Raw genomic sequence first — 13,978 nt, 5'->3', positions numbered from 1 at the left:
ATGCAATCCCCAGCCACCCCCGCCCTCTCGGTCAAGCAAGTCCTTTTCTGCGGGGCGATGATCGTCACGCTGTCGATGGGCATACGCCACGGTTTCGGCCTGTGGCTGCAGCCGATCACGCAGGCGCAGGACTGGAGCAGGCAGACCTTCTCCTTCGCGCTGGCGGTGCAGAACCTCTCGTGGGGCATCTTCGGCGTGTTCGCGGGCATGCTGGCCGACCGGTTCGGTGCGTTCCGGGTGCTGATCGGCGGTTCCTTGCTCTATGCGGCGGGCCTGTTCGGCATGGCGCATTCGCCGACGCCGCTGCTCTTCACGCTGAGTGCGGGCATCCTGATCGGTGCGGCGCAGGCGGGATCGACCTACGCGGTGATCTACGGGGTGATCGGCCGGCAGATCCCGGCCGAGAGGCGCTCGTGGGCCATGGGCGTGGCGGCGGCGGCAGGCTCGTTCGGACAGTTCCTCCTAGCGCCCGTCGAGGGCCGGCTGATCGGCCACCTGGGCTGGCAGACCGCGCTGGCCGTGGTGGCGGTGCTGGCGCTGGTGATCGTTCCGCTGGCCTTCGGGCTGCGCGAGCCGAAGACGGCGGCGCAGACCGGCCACCGCGAGCAGTCGGTGATGCAGGCGGTGGGCGAGGCATTCCGCTATCCGAGCTTCGGCCTGCTGATGGCGGGCTACTTCGTCTGCGGCTTCCAGCTGGCCTTCATCGGCATCCACATGCCGACCTACCTGCGCGACCGCAGCCTGCCGGCCGAGGTGGCGGGCTACGCGCTGGCGCTCATCGGCCTCTTCAACGTGTTCGGCACCTACACGGTGGGGCTGCTGGGGCAGAAGCTGGCCAAGCGCAAGATCCTGGCGGCCATCTACTTCGCGCGGGCGGTGTCGATCGCGCTCTTCCTGATCGCTCCGATCTCGCCGATGAGCGTGTACCTCTTCTCCGCGGCGATGGGCTTCCTGTGGCTGTCCACGGTGCCGGCCACCAACGCCATCGTGGCGGGCATCTTCGGCGTAGCGCATCTCTCGATGCTCAGCGGCTTCGTGTTCCTGAGCCACCAGGTCGGCTCCTTCCTGGGCGTGTGGCTGGGCGGCTACCTGTACGACACCACGGGCAGCTACGACATCGTCTGGTACATCGCGATCGCCCTGGGCGTGTTCGCGGCGCTGGTCAACCTGCCGGTGAAGGAAAGCGCCATTCCGCGCGGTCCGCAACCCGTGGGCGCCGCAGGCTGATCCGCAGCCGGTTTGCGTGTAAAACAGGACCATGACTCCCCGGATGCGCCATCACATCGTCCACGCCGGCTGGCTGGCCGCCGCGCTCGCGGTGCTGGGCGGCGTGTTCACCCTGTACGTGCATCCGGATTTCCTCGTGACGCTGGTCGACCAGATCTGGTCCTGTTTCTGAGCCTCGGATCGCTATGAAAGAGATAGCACCGGTACACGGCCTGGGGGCACCTTCCGAGTGGGTCGTCCGGTGGTCTCACCTGCTTGCGCCCGGCGCGTCGGTGCTGGACGTGGCATGTGGCGCCGGCCGGCACATGAAGTGGTTCGCGGGACGCGGGCACGCGGTCACCGGCGTCGACCGTTCTCCCGAAGCCGTCGAGGCCGCCGGCGCGTTCGGCAAGGTGGTCGAGGCCGACATCGAATCCGGTCACTGGCCCTTCTCCCGCCAGGCCTTCGGCGCCGTGGTCGTCACCAACTACCTCTGGCGTCCGCGCATGGCCGATATCGTGGCCGCGGTGGCGCCGGGCGGCGTGCTGCTCTACGAAACCTTCGCCGTCGGCAACGAGACCGTCGGCAAGCCCTCGCGACCCGATTTCCTGCTGCAGCCGGGTGAGTTGCTGGCGGCGTGCGACGGGCTGCGCGTCGTGGCCTACGAGGACGGCTTCATCGGGCAGCCCGCACGCTTCGTGCAGCGCATCGCCGCCGTCCGCCCGGACGCGGCCGATTCCGGGCTGCCGGCGCGCCGCGTCCTTAAGGGAAACTAGGGGGCCCGGGGCTGCTGTCTGGCCTGGCGCCGGAGTAAGTAGAATCGGCGCTTTCGTCCACCGACAAAGAGATTCCCCTTGGAGCAACTGACAGGCAGCATCGTCGCGCTCGTCACGCCGATGCACGACGACGGCAGTGTCGACTACCCCGCCCTGCGGCGGCTCATCGACTGGCATATCGAAGAAGGCACCGACTGCCTGGGCGTGGTCGGCACCACCGGCGAATCGCCGACGGTCGATGTCGAAGAGCACTGCGAAATCATCCGCGTCTCGGTCGAGCAGGCCAAGGGCCGCGTGCCCGTGATGGCCGGCTGCGGCGCGAACTCCACCAAGGAAGCCATCGAGCTCGCCAAGTTCGCCAAGGGCGTGGGCGCCGACTCGCAGCTCCAGGTCGTGCCGTACTACAACAAGCCCACGCAGGAAGGCCAGTACCAGCACTTCAAGGCCATCGCCGAGGCCGTGGGCGACCTGCCCATCGTGCTGTACAACGTGCCCGGCCGCACCGTCGCCGATATGGCGCACGACACCGTGCTGCGCCTGGCTCAGGTGCCCGGCATCATCGGCATCAAGGAAGCCACCGGCAACATCGAGCGGGCCCAGTGGCTCATCCGCGAAGTGCCGGAGAACTTCGCCGTCTATTCCGGCGACGACCCGACCGCGGTCGCGCTCATGCTCTGCGGCGGCCAGGGCAACATCAGCGTCACGGCCAATATCGCGCCGCGCAAGATGCACGAGCTGTGCGTCGCTGCGCTGGCTGGCGACGTGAAGCGCGCCATGCAGATCCAGTTCGAGCTCATGCCGCTGCATCGCAACCTGTTCGTGGAGCCCAACCCGATCCCGCTGAAGTGGGCGATGGCGAGGCTCGGCCTGTGCGGCGGTACGCTGCGCCTGCCGCTCACCGAACTCGGCGAAGCGAGCCGCCCGGCGGTCGAGGGCGCCCTGCGCGCCACCGGCCTGCTCAAGGGCTGAACGCCTCTTCCAGCACGTCCCGGACCTGCCTTTCCCCCGGCCGCAGCAAGGTTAAGCAACCTTTTGCCCGAACCGCGCTCAGAGATGGCGGCGGGCACTGCGGCCCCTAGATTGACCGAACCATTCCAACAAGGAAGACGACGTTGAAGAACCTTTCGCGACTTGCTCTGCTGGCCCTCGTTGCCAGCCTCGCCGCCTGCTCCGTGCTCGAGAGCGACAAGATCGACTACAAGAGCGCCGGCAAGGCCCCGACGCTCGAAGTCCCACCCGATCTCTCCCAGCTTTCGCGCGACAACCGCTACGCCATCCCCGGCGGTGCCGTGAGCGCCAACTCGTACCAGGCAGGCATCGCCAACGCCCCGGGCATTCCCACCGCGGTGGCCAACATCGGCGACGTGCGCATGGAACGCTCGGGCACGCAGCGCTGGATCGTCGTCAACCGCACGCCCGACCAGCTCTGGGACCCGGTGAAGGACTTCTGGCAGGAGAACGGCTTCCTGCTGACCACCGACCAGCGCAACCTGGGCATCATGGAAACCGACTGGGCCGAGAACCGCGCCAAGCTGCCGCAGGACATCATCCGGGGCACGCTGGGCAAGCTGGTCGATTCGGTCTACTCCACCGGCGAACTCGACCGCTTCCGCACCCGCCTGGAACGCACGTCGACCGGCACCGAGATCTTCATCAGCCACCGCGGCATGCAGGAGGTCTACAACAACTCCCGCCAGGACCAGACCGTGTGGCAGCCCCGCCCCAGCGACCCTGAGCTCGAGACCGAATTCCTGCGCCGCCTGATGGTCAAGCTCGGCGTCTCGCAGGAGCAGTCGAAGATCCTGGCCGCGACCAACTCCACGCCCAAGACCGCCACCATCGCCAAGGTCGGCAACCAGCCGGTCGTGCAGATCAGCGAAGGCTTCGACCGCGCATGGCGCCGCGTCGGCCTCGCGCTCGACCGCACCGGCTTCACCGTGGAAGACCGCGACCGCAGCGCCGGCGTCTACTTCGTGCGCTACGTGCCGCCGAATCCCGACAAGAAGGAGCCCGGCTTCTTCGGCAAGCTGTTCGGCGGTTCGAGCAAGGCCGAAGCGCCCGCGAAGTTCCGCATCTCGGTCAAGGGCCAGGGCGAATCCACCACCGTGTCCGTGCTCAACGAAGCCGGCGCGCCCGAGACCTCGGTCAACGCCGAGCGCATCGTCAAGGTCATCGCAGACGACCTGAGATAACCCGCATGCTCCGCTTCCGAAGCCTCGGCAGCGGCAGCACGGGCAACGCCGCGCTGGTCGAGACGACCAGCGCCGGCCGCACCTCCCGCCTCCTCGTCGACTGCGGCTTCGGCCTCAAGCAGCTCGACTTGCGCCTGGCCCAGGCGGGCCTTGCAGCCAGCGACATCGACGCGGTCTTCGTGACACACGAGCACGGCGACCACATCGGCTGTGCCCATTCGCTGTCGCGGCGCAACCGCATTCCCGTCTGGATGAGCGAAGGCACCTGGCTCGCCACCGGCGGGCGCGATTTTGAGGGACGGCTCAACCTCGCGCGCGACGATGCCGAGTTCACGGTCGGCGACATCTGCGTGCAGCCCTTCACCGTTCCGCACGATGCGCGCGAGCCGCTGCAACTGCGCTGCACCGACGGCAATCGGACGCTGGGCGTGCTGACCGACCTCGGCCATGCCACGGCCCACGTGCTGGCCCGATTGGGCGGCGTGCATTCGTTGCTGCTGGAGTTCAACCACGACAGCGAACTGCTGGCCAACTCGAGCTACCCGCCTTTCCTCAAGCACCGCGTGGGCGGCAACTACGGGCACCTGTCGAACATGGCCGCGGCCGACATCGCACGCGCACTGCTGCATGACGGCCTCAGGCACGTGGTCGCGGCACACCTGAGCGAGCAGAACAACCGGCCCGAGATCGTGCGGCGCCTCATGGCCGAAGCACTGGGCGGCAACGAGGCCGAGATGCTGACCGCCACGGCCGCCACCGGCTCGCCCTGGCTCGACGTCTGAGCACTTCCGCCAGCCTCACGCTCTGCTAAGAAATAAAGCCGCCTCACGGCGGCTTTATGCATGGCTGATGCAGGGTCTGTTTACTGCTTCGGCGCTTCGTTCTTCTTCGCGGCCTCGGTGGCTGCATTCGCAGCATCGAGTGCCGATTGAGAACCCGCAGACGGGGCAGTCGACGACGAGGACGATGCGCCCGGATCGGCCGATGGCGCAGGAGCCGGAGCAGCAGGTGCGGGCGCGGGTTCAGTCACGGGCGCAGGAGGCGGCGTCACGACAGCCGGCGCTGCATCCTCCTTCTTGCCGCAGGCGACGAGCGCGGCAGCGGCAATCAGTGAGGCGATCAGGACGGACGATGACTTCTTCATGGAATCTCCTTTGGCTATGAAGGTCTGGACAAAAAAATTCTAGACCTGCATATCCGTCCGAATATGTCTCGCGGCCGCATTCGCGGCATTGGCTTACAAGCCGAGTGTCGATGCAGGAAACGCAGGTCGACCGTTGCGCCAGCACTCTTCGATGGCCTCGCGCAATTCGCGGCGAGCGCGTGCCTCTGCGCCGCTCACGCCCCTGCTTCGCTCGGGGTCGATGCGATGCACGAACCACGAGGGCGTCCATATGGCGCTCGGCACTTCCGTGCCCGATGCCTTGCCTGCGGCCCTGCATTCGATGATGTGGTCCCACATGCGGCGCCATGCAACGAAGCGCGCATGGCCGCGCTCGAGAACGTCGTAGCGCTGCGCGAACAGCATCAGACGGCGGCCGCTCGCGGCCCAGGCCTGCAGCGCGTCGATGGTCGCGCGTTCGCCCAGCGGCCAGTCGGCGAAGTCGAGGTCGCTGAAGACCATTTCCTTCCAGCCCTCGCGCGCTGCAGCCGCGAACGCATTGCGCAGGAGTACGTCGAAGGCCTCGCGACCATCGAAGCGCCCTTCGGGCAGCGGCGAAGCGGCTGCTTCATCCGGCATGCAGCCACCCCGCCTCGCACCACTCCGCCAGCAACGCCAGCGCGCCCTCGCTGGCGCGTGCGAGTTCGCGCGGACCGAGTTCGCGGCGATCTGCCAGCCTGCGCATCAGCGTCGCATCGGCACCGCCTGCGCGAAAGCTCTCGCCATTGATGTAGATGTGACGTGCGTCGTAGAGCATGCGCGTGCGGCGGTCGAGCTTCACCTGCTGCATGGCCGCGGGCGTCTCGCCGCCTTCGCCGAACCAGACATTGGCCTTGGGTTCGGTGAGCGATTCACCCAGTGCACGGTCGACGGCATCCGCGTCGCGCAGCGCGGCCTCGATGGCCTTGCGCGCGAAGGCCTGCAGGGCCGCGGGCATGGCTGCCGGCGCATCGACGGCGGGCTGCGCAGGATCGCGATACCGCGCGAGCTCGGCCGGCCCGGCGTCTTCCAGGTCTTCGGCGTAGGCCTGCGCCATGCGCGCCAGCAGGTCGGCGCCGAGTTCGCCCAGGGCCGACGAGCGCAGTCCGATGGAATACGTCATGCAGTCGCCGCCGACTGCGACGCCGTCGTGGGCGTAGCGCGGCGGGAGGTAGAGCATGTCGCCGGGTTCGAGGACGAAGGTCTGCTCGGGCTCGAAGTTCTCGAGGATTTTCAGCGGCAGGCCCGGCTGCAGCCGCAGATCGCTCTGCTTGCCGATGGACCAGCGCCGGCGCCCGTGCGCCTGCAGCAGGAACACGTCGTAGCTGTCGAAATGCGCGCCCACGCCGCCGGTGTCGCTCGCGTAGCTGATCATCAGGTCGTCGAGGCGCGCATCGGGAAGGAAGCGGAACTGCCTCATCAGCTCGTGCACGCCCTCATGGTGCAGGTCGACACCCTGCACCAGCAGCGTCCACGCCGGCTGCTTCAGCGACGGCAGGGCGCGCCGGGCAAGAGGGCCGTGCCTGAGCGACCAGCCGTTCTTGCCGTGGCGGATGAGGCGCGATTCGACGTCCTCACGCTCGGCCAGGGCGAAGAGCTCGGAACGCTCGATCGGTGGCACCATCGCGGGTATCGCCTGCCGCACGAGCAAGGGTTTTTTCTGCCAATGTCGCCGCATGAACTGCGCGGCGCTCAGGCCGCCCAGCAGGGGCAGCGGTTTGTTGATCTCCATGGGAGAATTCTGCAATGGAAATCTCTGAACAATGCGTGGTCGGCCTGACCTGGACGATGAAGGACACGCTCGGTGACGTGCTGGACGTGCTCGAGGAGCCTGTGGAATTCCTGGTCGGCGGCGACGACCTCTTCGACGTGATCGAAGCGGCCCTGCAGGGCCATGAGCCCGGCGCCCGGGTACAGCTGCAGATCGAGCCGGAGCAAGGCTTCGGCGACTTCAACGACCAGTTGCTCTTCCTGGAGCCCCGCTCGCTCTTCCCCGAAGGCACCGAAGAAGGCATGACTTTCGACGGCTCCGCCCTGCCCAAGGGCGTGAGCGGCGACATTCCCAAGGATGCGATCTACACCGTGGCCGAGATCTATCCCGACCACCTGGTGCTCGACGGCAACCATCCGCTGGCCGGCATCGCGATCCGTCTCGACATCACCGTGCGTTCGGTGCGCGAGGCCACCGAAGAGGAAGTCGGCCGCGGAACGGCGGGCACGGGCTTCTTCAAGATTGCGCCGATGGCGCCGGGCAACCAGACGCTGCACTGACTGCCGCGCCCGCCCCATGAAAAAAGCCGGGCATTGCCCGGCTTTTTTCATGCCCAATGTGGGAACAACTCACATGCGCGAGATCTGGCCGTTGTCGATGCGCACGCGGTCGCCGATGCGCAGGTCGCCGGGGCTCTGCACGTCGAAGGCGCGGTAGCCGCCGCGGTCGGTCTGCACCGACACGCGGTACATCTCGTAGACGCGCGGGCCGTTCTGCTGCGCCTCGATGGTGTTGCCCAGCAGGGCGCCGCCCACGATGCCCAGCGCTGTCGCCGCGGCCCGGCCATTGCCTCGGCCGAACTGGTTGCCCACCACGCCGCCGATCACGCCACCCGCGACGGCACCGCCGCCCGTGGTGCCGGTGCCGGCAGTTTCGCTGCGCAGCACCTCGATGTTGGCCACGTGGCCGTATTCGACATAGGAGGCTTCCTGGTAGGGAATGGCCTGCGGAGGCGCCTGGTAGGGATAGCGCGAGGTCGTGTAGACCGGCGCCGGTGCCACGCAAGCCGTTAGCGTGGCCAGGGCCAGCACGGAAGCGATGACGGAAACAAAGCGCATTGAGATCTTCATGTTGGAGGCTCCTCGGAAAGAACGGTGCAAGGATGATGTATGCATGCACCCTGCGTGTGCCTGACTAACGCCGCAGCATCGGCCGCGATGACGCCGTTCACACACTGAAACCTTCGAGGTGGGCGGCCCCAGCCGGTTCCGTTCTTTACCGCCCGGAAACCGGCCGGTCTTCAGGATTCGCTCAATGCTTGCCTGTGGAGCCGTAGCCACCCTCGCCGCGTTGCGTGGGTGCAAATTCTGTGACCACACGAAACTGCGCCTGCACCACCGGCACGATCACGAGCTGCGCGAGCCGTTCCATCGGATTCAGCACGAAGGGCGTGTCGCTGCGATTCCAGGCGCTGATCTTCAGCTCGCCCTGGTAGTCGCTATCGATCAGGCCGACGAGGTTGCCCAGCACGATGCCGTGCTTGTGGCCCAGCCCCGAGCGAGGAAGGATCAGCGCCGCATAGGCCGGATCGGCCAGGTGGATCGCGATGCCGGTGCCCACCAGCTGCCAGCCGTTGGGCTCCAGCGTGATGGGGGCATCGAGGCAGGCTCGCAGGTCGAGGCCGGCGCTTCCGGGGGTGGCATATGCGGGCAGTTGATCCACCATGCGCGGATCGAGGATGCGGACGTCGACTTTCACTTAGTTGTTGCCTTGCTTCTGTTGCTGTTCTCTCTGCTTGCGGGCCGCCTCTTCCAGCACCTGCTGCCACTTGGCGACGCCGGGGGTGAGCTTGAGGCCCTTCAACTTCCTGCCGAACCAGGCGGCAGCCGCCGCCAGGACGATCAGAACGCCGAACGGCACGCCCGCCGCCCAGAGCACCAGGAATGCCACCGCGCCGAAGATGCCCAGCACCTTGAGCAGCGCCGGGTCGAAGGAGCCGGGCTCCTTCTTCGGCACCTCGCCGTTGGGGAGTTCGGCGCGCTGCATCGCGGCCGAGACCGGCCCCTGTGCATTGGGGCCGGCAGTCGTCGTCATGCCGACGTCGAGGCCATGCTCGCCGGGCGAAGCGGCTCGCCTCGGCAACGCCGCCTGCGCGGACAGCCGCTCGACATAGCGGGCGAAATCGCCGTTCGGCGGCGTGTTCCATTGGGGATTCATCAGACCCTCCAGTCGGGAAGACGGGCTGCGATCTCGGTCATGAGCTCGCGCGCCAGCGTGAGCTTGGGGGCGCGCGGCAGCTCGCGCACGCCATTGGCATCGACCAGCAGCAGCGCGTTGTCGTCCTGCCCGAAGGTCAGCGGACCGATGTTGCCCACCAGCAGCGGGATGCCCTTGCGTTCGCGCTTGGCCTTGGCATGTTCGGCGAGATTCTCGCTCTCGGCGGCGAAGCCTACGCAGAAAAGCTTCTTCGACTGGGCCCGCTCGCTCTTCGCGACGGAAAGGAGGATGTCCGGGTTCTCGGTGAAGTGGAGCACCGGCGTCCTGCCGCTGCCGTCCTTCTTGATCTTCTGCTCGCTCTGCGTGGCGGGGCGCCAGTCGGCGACGGCAGCCGTAGCTACGAAAATGCTAGCACTCTGCGCTGCACGGGTCGTCGCGTCGAGCATCTGCTGCGCCGACAGCACGTCGACGCGCGTCACGCCTCGCGGCGTGGGCAGGTGCACCGGGCCGGCCACCAGCGTGACCTCGGCGCCGGCCTCGCGGGCTGCCCGGGCGATGGCGAAGCCCATCTTGCCCGACGAATGGTTGGTGATGCCGCGGATCGGGTCCAGCGCCTCGAAGGTCGGCCCCGCCGTGACCAGCACCTTCTGCCCCGCCAGCAGCTTGGGGCTGAAGAAGGCGGTGACGTCCTCCAGCAGCTGCGCCGGCTCGAGCATGCGGCCGTCGCCGGTCTCGCCGCAGGCCTGCCAGCCGTTGCCCACGCCCAGCACGGTCGCGCCGTCGGCGGCCACCTGCATCAGGTTGCGCTGCGTGGCCGGATGGGCCCACATCTCGCGGTTCATGGCCGGGGCGATCAGCAGCGGGATGCGGTCCATCGGGCGGGCCAGGCACATCAGGCTCAGCAGGTCGTCGGAGCGGCCCTGCACCAGCCGGGCAATGAAGTCGGCGCTGCAGGGCGCCAGCACGATCGCGTCGGCCTCGCGGCTCAGGTTGATGTGCGGCATGTTGTTGGGCTCGCGGGTGTCCCACTGCGAGGTGTAGACGGTGCGCCCCGAGAGCGCCTGCATGGTCACCGGGGTGATGAACTGCTCCGCCGCCTCGGTCATGACGACCTGGACGGTCGCGCCCGCCTTGACGAACAGCCGGCACAGTTCGGCCGACTTGTAGCAGGCGATGCCGCCCGTGAGACCGAGAACGATGTGTTTGCCGGCGAGATCTTGCATGGGACGTATTGTTGCTCACATGCCATCGGCCCCACGCCAACAAGCCCTTGGCGGAAGGTGTCGCGAAGGGCACACCTATAATCGCAATTTCCCACTGCCCGGATTCACAGCATCCGGAACTGGCATGACCAAATTTGTCTTCGTCACCGGTGGTGTCGTTTCTTCCCTTGGCAAGGGAATCGCCTCCGCCTCGCTCGCCGCGATCCTCGAATCGCGCGGCCTCCAAGTCACCCTCATCAAGCTCGATCCGTACATCAATGTCGACCCCGGCACGATGTCGCCCTTCCAGCATGGGGAAGTGTTCGTCACCGACGACGGCGCGGAGACCGACCTCGACCTCGGCCACTACGAGCGCTTCGTCAACACGCGGATGCGCAAGGCCAACAACTTCACGACCGGCCAGATCTACAAGTCCGTGCTCGAGAAGGAACGCCGCGGCGACTACCTCGGCAAGACGGTGCAGGTGATCCCGCACATCACCAACGAGATCCAGGAATACATCAAGCGCGGCGCCGGCATCGGCACGGCGCACGAGGTGGACGTGGCCATCGTCGAGATCGGCGGCACCGTGGGCGACATCGAGTCGCTGCCCTTCCTGGAGGCCGTGCGCCAGATGAGCCTGCGCATGGGTCCGAACAACTCGGCCTTCGTGCACCTGAGCTACGTGCCCTGGATCGCCGCCGCCGGCGAGCTCAAGACCAAGCCCACGCAGCACACCGCGCAGAAGCTGCGCGAGATCGGCATCCAGGCCGACGCCCTGCTGTGCCGCGCCGACCGCCGCATCCCCGACGACGAGCGCGCCAAGATCTCGCTGTTCTCGAACGTGCCCGAATGGGGCGTGATCTCGATGTGGGACGTGGACACCATCTACAAGGTGCCCCGCATGCTGCACGAGCAGGGCCTGGACGGCCTGATCTGCGACAAGCTGCGCATCAACACGCCGCCGGCCAAGCTGCAGCGCTGGGACGACCTGGTCTACGAGGTCGAGCATCCGCAGAAGGAAGTCTCGATCGCCATGGTCGGCAAGTACGTCGACCTGTCCGACAGCTACAAGTCGCTCAACGAGGCGCTGCGCCATGCCGGCATGAAGAACCATGCCCGCGTGAAGATCGACTACATCGACTCCGAGACCATCTCGGCGCAGGACGTGTCCCGCCTGGCCAAGTACGACGCCATCCTGGTGCCCGGCGGCTTCGGCCAGCGCGGCGTGGAAGGCAAGATCTCGGCCGCGCGCTTCGCCCGCGAGAGCAAGGTGCCCTACCTCGGCATCTGCCTGGGCATGCAGGTCGCCACCATCGAGTACGCCCGCCACGTGGCCGGCCTGAAGAACGCCAACAGCACCGAGTTCGACCCCGAGACGCCCACCCCCGTGATCGCGCTGATCACCGAGTGGAAGGACGCCGACGGCACCGTGAAGATCCGCGACGAGAAGTCCGACCTCGGCGGCACCATGCGCCTGGGCGCGCAGAGCTCCGACGTGGCTCCGGGCACGCTGGCCCACAGCATCTACGGCGACGTGGTCACCGAGCGCCACCGCCACCGCTACGAAGCCAACGTGAACTACCTCGACGAGCTGCGCAAGGCCGGCCTCGTGATCTCGGCGCTCACCCAGCGCGAGCACCTGACCGAGATCGTCGAGCTGCCGCAGGACGTGCACCCGTGGTTCATGGGCGTGCAGTTCCACCCCGAGTTCAAGTCGACCCCCTGGGGCGGCCACCCGCTGTTCAACGCCTTCATCAAGGCCGCGCTCGAGCACAAGGAAAAGGGCTCGGGCAGCACCAACAAGACGCTGAAGGCCGTGGCATGAACGGCGCGCCGGACCGCGCCAGGCAAGCTCGCACCGCAGTGCGGAGCACGGAGGTATTCGAATGAGCAGCGGCTACGTCATCGCCCACGTCGAGGTAACCAACCCGACGCAGTACGAGGAATACAAGAAGTGGTCGACCGTCGCCATGCAGGCGCACGGCGCCGAGGTGTGCGTGCGCGGCGGCCAGGTGCAGCCCCTGGAGGGCGACTGGAAGCCCACGCGCGTCGTGATCCTCAAGTTCCCCAGCTTCGAGAAGGCCAAGGCCTTCTATGAGACGCCCGAGTACCTCAAGGCGCGCGAGGCCCGTGCCGGCGCCGCGGTCATGAACATGATCGCCGTCGAGGGCCTCTGAGCCTTCCGATCCCTTTTCACATCTATTCATCCGCCCAAAGAGACCAGAAAGAGAAAGACAGAAGATGAGTGCAATCGTTGACATCGTCGGCCGCGAAATTCTCGACAGCCGAGGCAACCCCACCGTCGAATGCGACGTGCTGCTCGAGTCGGGCACCATGGGGCGCGCGGCCGTGCCCTCGGGCGCATCGACCGGCTCGCGCGAAGCCATCGAGCTGCGCGACGGCGACAAGAGCCGCTATCTCGGCAAGGGCGTGCTGAAGGCCGTCGAGAACATCAACACCGAGATCTCGGAAGCCGTGCTGGGCCTCGACGCCAGCGAGCAGGCCTTCCTCGATCGCACGATGATCGACCTCGACGGCACCGACAACAAGGGCCGCCTGGGCGCCAACGCCACCCTCGCCGTCTCGATGGCCGTGGCCCGCGCCGCGGCAGAGGAATCGGGCCTGCCGCTGTACCGCTACTTCGGCGGCATGGGCGGCATGCAGCTGCCGGTGCCGATGATGAACGTCATCAACGGTGGCGCCCACGCCAACAACAGCCTCGACCTGCAGGAATTCATGATCATTCCCGTGGGCGCCAAGAGCTTCCGCGAGGCCGTGCGCTACGGCGCCGAGGTGTTCCACGCGCTCAAGAAGATCCTGGGCGACCGCGGCATCAGCACGGCGGTGGGCGACGAAGGCGGCTTCGCTCCCAGCGTCGAGAGCCATGAGGCTGCCATCCAGCTGATCCTGGAAGCCATCGACAAGGCCGGCTACACCGCCGGCGAGCAGATCGCCCTGGGCCTGGACTGCGCGGCCAGCGAGTTCTACAAGGACGGCAAGTACGTGCTGTCGGGTGAGAACCTCTCGCTGACCGCCGAGAGCTGGACCGACATGCTCGCGACCTGGGTCGACAAGTACCCGATCATCAGCATCGAGGACGGCATGCACGAAGGCGACTGGGACGGCTGGAAGCTGCTCACCGAACGCCTGGGCAAGCGCGTGCAGCTGGTGGGCGACGACCTGTTCGTCACCAACACCAAGATCCTGCAGGAAGGCATCGAGAAGGGCATCGCCAACTCGATCCTGATCAAGATCAACCAGATCGGCACGCTGACCGAGACCTTCGCCGCCATCGAGATGGCCAAGCGCGCGGGCTACACCGCCGTCATCTCGCACCGCTCGGGCGAGACGGAAGACAGCACCATCGCCGACATCGCCGTGGGCACCAACGCCGGCCAGATCAAGACCGGCTCGCTCTCGCGTTCCGACCGCATCGCCAAGTACAACCAGCTGCTGCGCATCGAGGAAGATCTGGGCGACATCGCCGTGTACCCCGGCCGCGGCGCGTTCTACAACCTGAAGTAACGCCG

17 protein-coding genes are annotated in these 13,978 nt (G+C 67.0%); 10 read left to right on the top strand and 7 right to left on the bottom strand.

Features of this window, described 5'->3' with window-relative positions; all coding sequences use genetic code 11:
• The 6 genes from ACTJLF_RS25725 to ACTJLF_RS25700 all read left to right on the top strand — a co-directional run bounded on the left by ACTJLF_RS25725 (position 1) and on the right by ACTJLF_RS25700 (position 4,956).
• On the top strand, positions 1-1,227 hold the full coding sequence (locus ACTJLF_RS25725; RefSeq protein ID WP_440884152.1) for an MFS transporter: 1,227 nt from the start codon (positions 1-3) through the stop codon (positions 1,225-1,227).
• A 31-nt stretch (positions 1,228-1,258) separates the two neighbouring features.
• The gene (locus tag ACTJLF_RS25720) at positions 1,259-1,399 is read left to right on the top strand and encodes a hypothetical protein (protein WP_019655988.1); all 141 of its coding nucleotides are present in this window, start codon (positions 1,259-1,261) and stop codon (positions 1,397-1,399) included.
• Positions 1,400-1,412: 13 nt separating this feature from the next.
• Positions 1,413-1,982, top strand: a complete 570-nt coding sequence (locus tag ACTJLF_RS25715; RefSeq protein WP_440884151.1) for a class I SAM-dependent methyltransferase — start codon at positions 1,413-1,415, stop codon at positions 1,980-1,982.
• A gap of 78 nt (positions 1,983-2,060) precedes the next feature.
• A complete protein-coding gene (dapA, locus tag ACTJLF_RS25710) occupies positions 2,061-2,951 on the top strand; it encodes a 4-hydroxy-tetrahydrodipicolinate synthase (protein WP_019655986.1) in 891 nt (296 codons plus the stop codon).
• Positions 2,952-3,094: 143 nt separating this feature from the next.
• The gene (gene bamC, locus ACTJLF_RS25705; RefSeq protein ID WP_019655985.1) at positions 3,095-4,174 is read left to right on the top strand and encodes an outer membrane protein assembly factor BamC; all 1,080 of its coding nucleotides are present in this window, start codon (positions 3,095-3,097) and stop codon (positions 4,172-4,174) included.
• Positions 4,175-4,179: 5 nt separating this feature from the next.
• Positions 4,180-4,956 (top strand): MBL fold metallo-hydrolase, encoded by a 777-nt coding sequence (locus tag ACTJLF_RS25700; protein WP_132751557.1) that lies wholly within the window; start codon positions 4,180-4,182, stop codon positions 4,954-4,956.
• Between the two features lie 80 nt (positions 4,957-5,036).
• Here the strand turns inward: ACTJLF_RS25700 and ACTJLF_RS25695 are convergent, their stop codons facing one another.
• The 3 genes from ACTJLF_RS25695 to ACTJLF_RS25685 form a co-directional block, all read right to left on the bottom strand.
• Positions 5,037-5,318 (bottom strand): hypothetical protein, encoded by a 282-nt coding sequence (locus tag ACTJLF_RS25695; protein WP_440884150.1) that lies wholly within the window; start codon positions 5,316-5,318, stop codon positions 5,037-5,039.
• Between the two features lie 93 nt (positions 5,319-5,411).
• Positions 5,412-5,915, bottom strand: a complete 504-nt coding sequence (locus tag ACTJLF_RS25690; protein ID WP_132751558.1) for a hypothetical protein — start codon at positions 5,913-5,915, stop codon at positions 5,412-5,414.
• A complete protein-coding gene (locus ACTJLF_RS25685) occupies positions 5,905-7,047 on the bottom strand; it encodes a JmjC domain-containing protein (protein WP_440884149.1) in 1,143 nt (380 codons plus the stop codon). Before ACTJLF_RS25685 ends, ACTJLF_RS25690 begins: the two co-directional genes overlap by 11 nt.
• Before the next feature lie 14 nt (positions 7,048-7,061).
• Between ACTJLF_RS25685 and ACTJLF_RS25680 the strand changes: the two genes are divergently transcribed.
• Complete coding sequence (locus ACTJLF_RS25680; protein ID WP_019655980.1) at positions 7,062-7,586, top strand: FKBP-type peptidyl-prolyl cis-trans isomerase; 525 nt, start codon at positions 7,062-7,064, stop codon at positions 7,584-7,586.
• A gap of 69 nt (positions 7,587-7,655) precedes the next feature.
• Here ACTJLF_RS25680 and ACTJLF_RS25675 read toward each other — a convergent pair whose 3' ends face one another.
• The 4 genes from ACTJLF_RS25675 to coaBC all read right to left on the bottom strand — a co-directional run bounded on the left by ACTJLF_RS25675 (position 7,656) and on the right by coaBC (position 10,466).
• Positions 7,656-8,156, bottom strand: a complete 501-nt coding sequence (locus ACTJLF_RS25675; RefSeq protein ID WP_440884148.1) for a glycine zipper 2TM domain-containing protein — start codon at positions 8,154-8,156, stop codon at positions 7,656-7,658.
• Between the two features lie 181 nt (positions 8,157-8,337).
• Positions 8,338-8,784, bottom strand: a complete 447-nt coding sequence (dut, locus tag ACTJLF_RS25670; protein WP_019655978.1) for a dUTP diphosphatase — start codon at positions 8,782-8,784, stop codon at positions 8,338-8,340.
• Positions 8,785-9,243 (bottom strand): hypothetical protein, encoded by a 459-nt coding sequence (locus ACTJLF_RS25665; protein WP_132751560.1) that lies wholly within the window; start codon positions 9,241-9,243, stop codon positions 8,785-8,787.
• Positions 9,243-10,466 carry a bifunctional phosphopantothenoylcysteine decarboxylase/phosphopantothenate--cysteine ligase CoaBC gene (gene coaBC / locus ACTJLF_RS25660; protein WP_019655976.1) on the bottom strand — a complete coding sequence of 408 codons (1,224 nt, stop codon included), beginning with the start codon at positions 10,464-10,466 and terminating at the stop codon, positions 9,243-9,245. The genes ACTJLF_RS25665 and coaBC overlap by 1 nt, the downstream gene beginning before the upstream one ends.
• Positions 10,467-10,590: 124 nt before the next feature.
• Between coaBC and ACTJLF_RS25655 the strand changes: the two genes are divergently transcribed.
• The 3 genes from ACTJLF_RS25655 to eno all read left to right on the top strand — a co-directional run bounded on the left by ACTJLF_RS25655 (position 10,591) and on the right by eno (position 13,973).
• Positions 10,591-12,273 carry a CTP synthase gene (locus tag ACTJLF_RS25655; RefSeq protein ID WP_126184919.1) on the top strand — a complete coding sequence of 561 codons (1,683 nt, stop codon included), beginning with the start codon at positions 10,591-10,593 and terminating at the stop codon, positions 12,271-12,273.
• 61 nt (positions 12,274-12,334) lie between these two features.
• Positions 12,335-12,625 carry a DUF1330 domain-containing protein gene (locus ACTJLF_RS25650; RefSeq protein WP_440884147.1) on the top strand — a complete coding sequence of 97 codons (291 nt, stop codon included), beginning with the start codon at positions 12,335-12,337 and terminating at the stop codon, positions 12,623-12,625.
• 64 nt (positions 12,626-12,689) lie between these two features.
• On the top strand, positions 12,690-13,973 hold the full coding sequence (gene eno, locus ACTJLF_RS25645) for a phosphopyruvate hydratase (protein ID WP_019655973.1): 1,284 nt from the start codon (positions 12,690-12,692) through the stop codon (positions 13,971-13,973).
• Positions 13,974-13,978: the final 5 nt, after the last annotated feature.

This window comes from Variovorax sp. 22077, assembly GCF_052044195.1.
Lineage (GTDB): Bacteria > Pseudomonadota > Gammaproteobacteria > Burkholderiales > Burkholderiaceae_C > Variovorax > Variovorax atrisoli.
The sequence above is the reverse complement of the archived record's forward strand: the minus strand, read 5'-3'. Positions and strand labels throughout refer to the sequence as shown.

Bases quoted from the DNA above. Each gene is read 5' to 3' on its own strand.
- ACTJLF_RS25700 (WP_132751557.1), top strand. From the start codon at position 4,180: ATGCTCCGCTTCCGAAGCCTCGGCAGCGGCAGCACGGGCAACGCCGCG.
- ACTJLF_RS25680 (WP_019655980.1), top strand. From the start codon at position 7,062: ATGGAAATCTCTGAACAATGCGTGGTCGGCCTGACCTGGACGATGAAG.
- ACTJLF_RS25665 (WP_132751560.1), bottom strand. From the start codon at position 9,243: ATGAATCCCCAATGGAACACGCCGCCGAACGGCGATTTCGCCCGCTAT.
- ACTJLF_RS25715 (WP_440884151.1), top strand. From the start codon at position 1,413: ATGAAAGAGATAGCACCGGTACACGGCCTGGGGGCACCTTCCGAGTGG.
- ACTJLF_RS25655 (WP_126184919.1), top strand. From the start codon at position 10,591: ATGACCAAATTTGTCTTCGTCACCGGTGGTGTCGTTTCTTCCCTTGGC.
- ACTJLF_RS25695 (WP_440884150.1), bottom strand. From the start codon at position 5,318: ATGAAGAAGTCATCGTCCGTCCTGATCGCCTCACTGATTGCCGCTGCC.
- ACTJLF_RS25675 (WP_440884148.1), bottom strand. From the start codon at position 8,156: ATGAAGATCTCAATGCGCTTTGTTTCCGTCATCGCTTCCGTGCTGGCC.
- ACTJLF_RS25685 (WP_440884149.1), bottom strand. From the start codon at position 7,047: ATGGAGATCAACAAACCGCTGCCCCTGCTGGGCGGCCTGAGCGCCGCG.
- ACTJLF_RS25690 (WP_132751558.1), bottom strand. From the start codon at position 5,915: ATGCCGGATGAAGCAGCCGCTTCGCCGCTGCCCGAAGGGCGCTTCGAT.
- ACTJLF_RS25650 (WP_440884147.1), top strand. From the start codon at position 12,335: ATGAGCAGCGGCTACGTCATCGCCCACGTCGAGGTAACCAACCCGACG.
- eno (WP_019655973.1), top strand. From the start codon at position 12,690: ATGAGTGCAATCGTTGACATCGTCGGCCGCGAAATTCTCGACAGCCGA.
- coaBC (WP_019655976.1), bottom strand. From the start codon at position 10,466: ATGCAAGATCTCGCCGGCAAACACATCGTTCTCGGTCTCACGGGCGGC.
- ACTJLF_RS25720 (WP_019655988.1), top strand. From the start codon at position 1,259: ATGACTCCCCGGATGCGCCATCACATCGTCCACGCCGGCTGGCTGGCC.
- ACTJLF_RS25725 (WP_440884152.1), top strand. From the start codon at position 1: ATGCAATCCCCAGCCACCCCCGCCCTCTCGGTCAAGCAAGTCCTTTTC.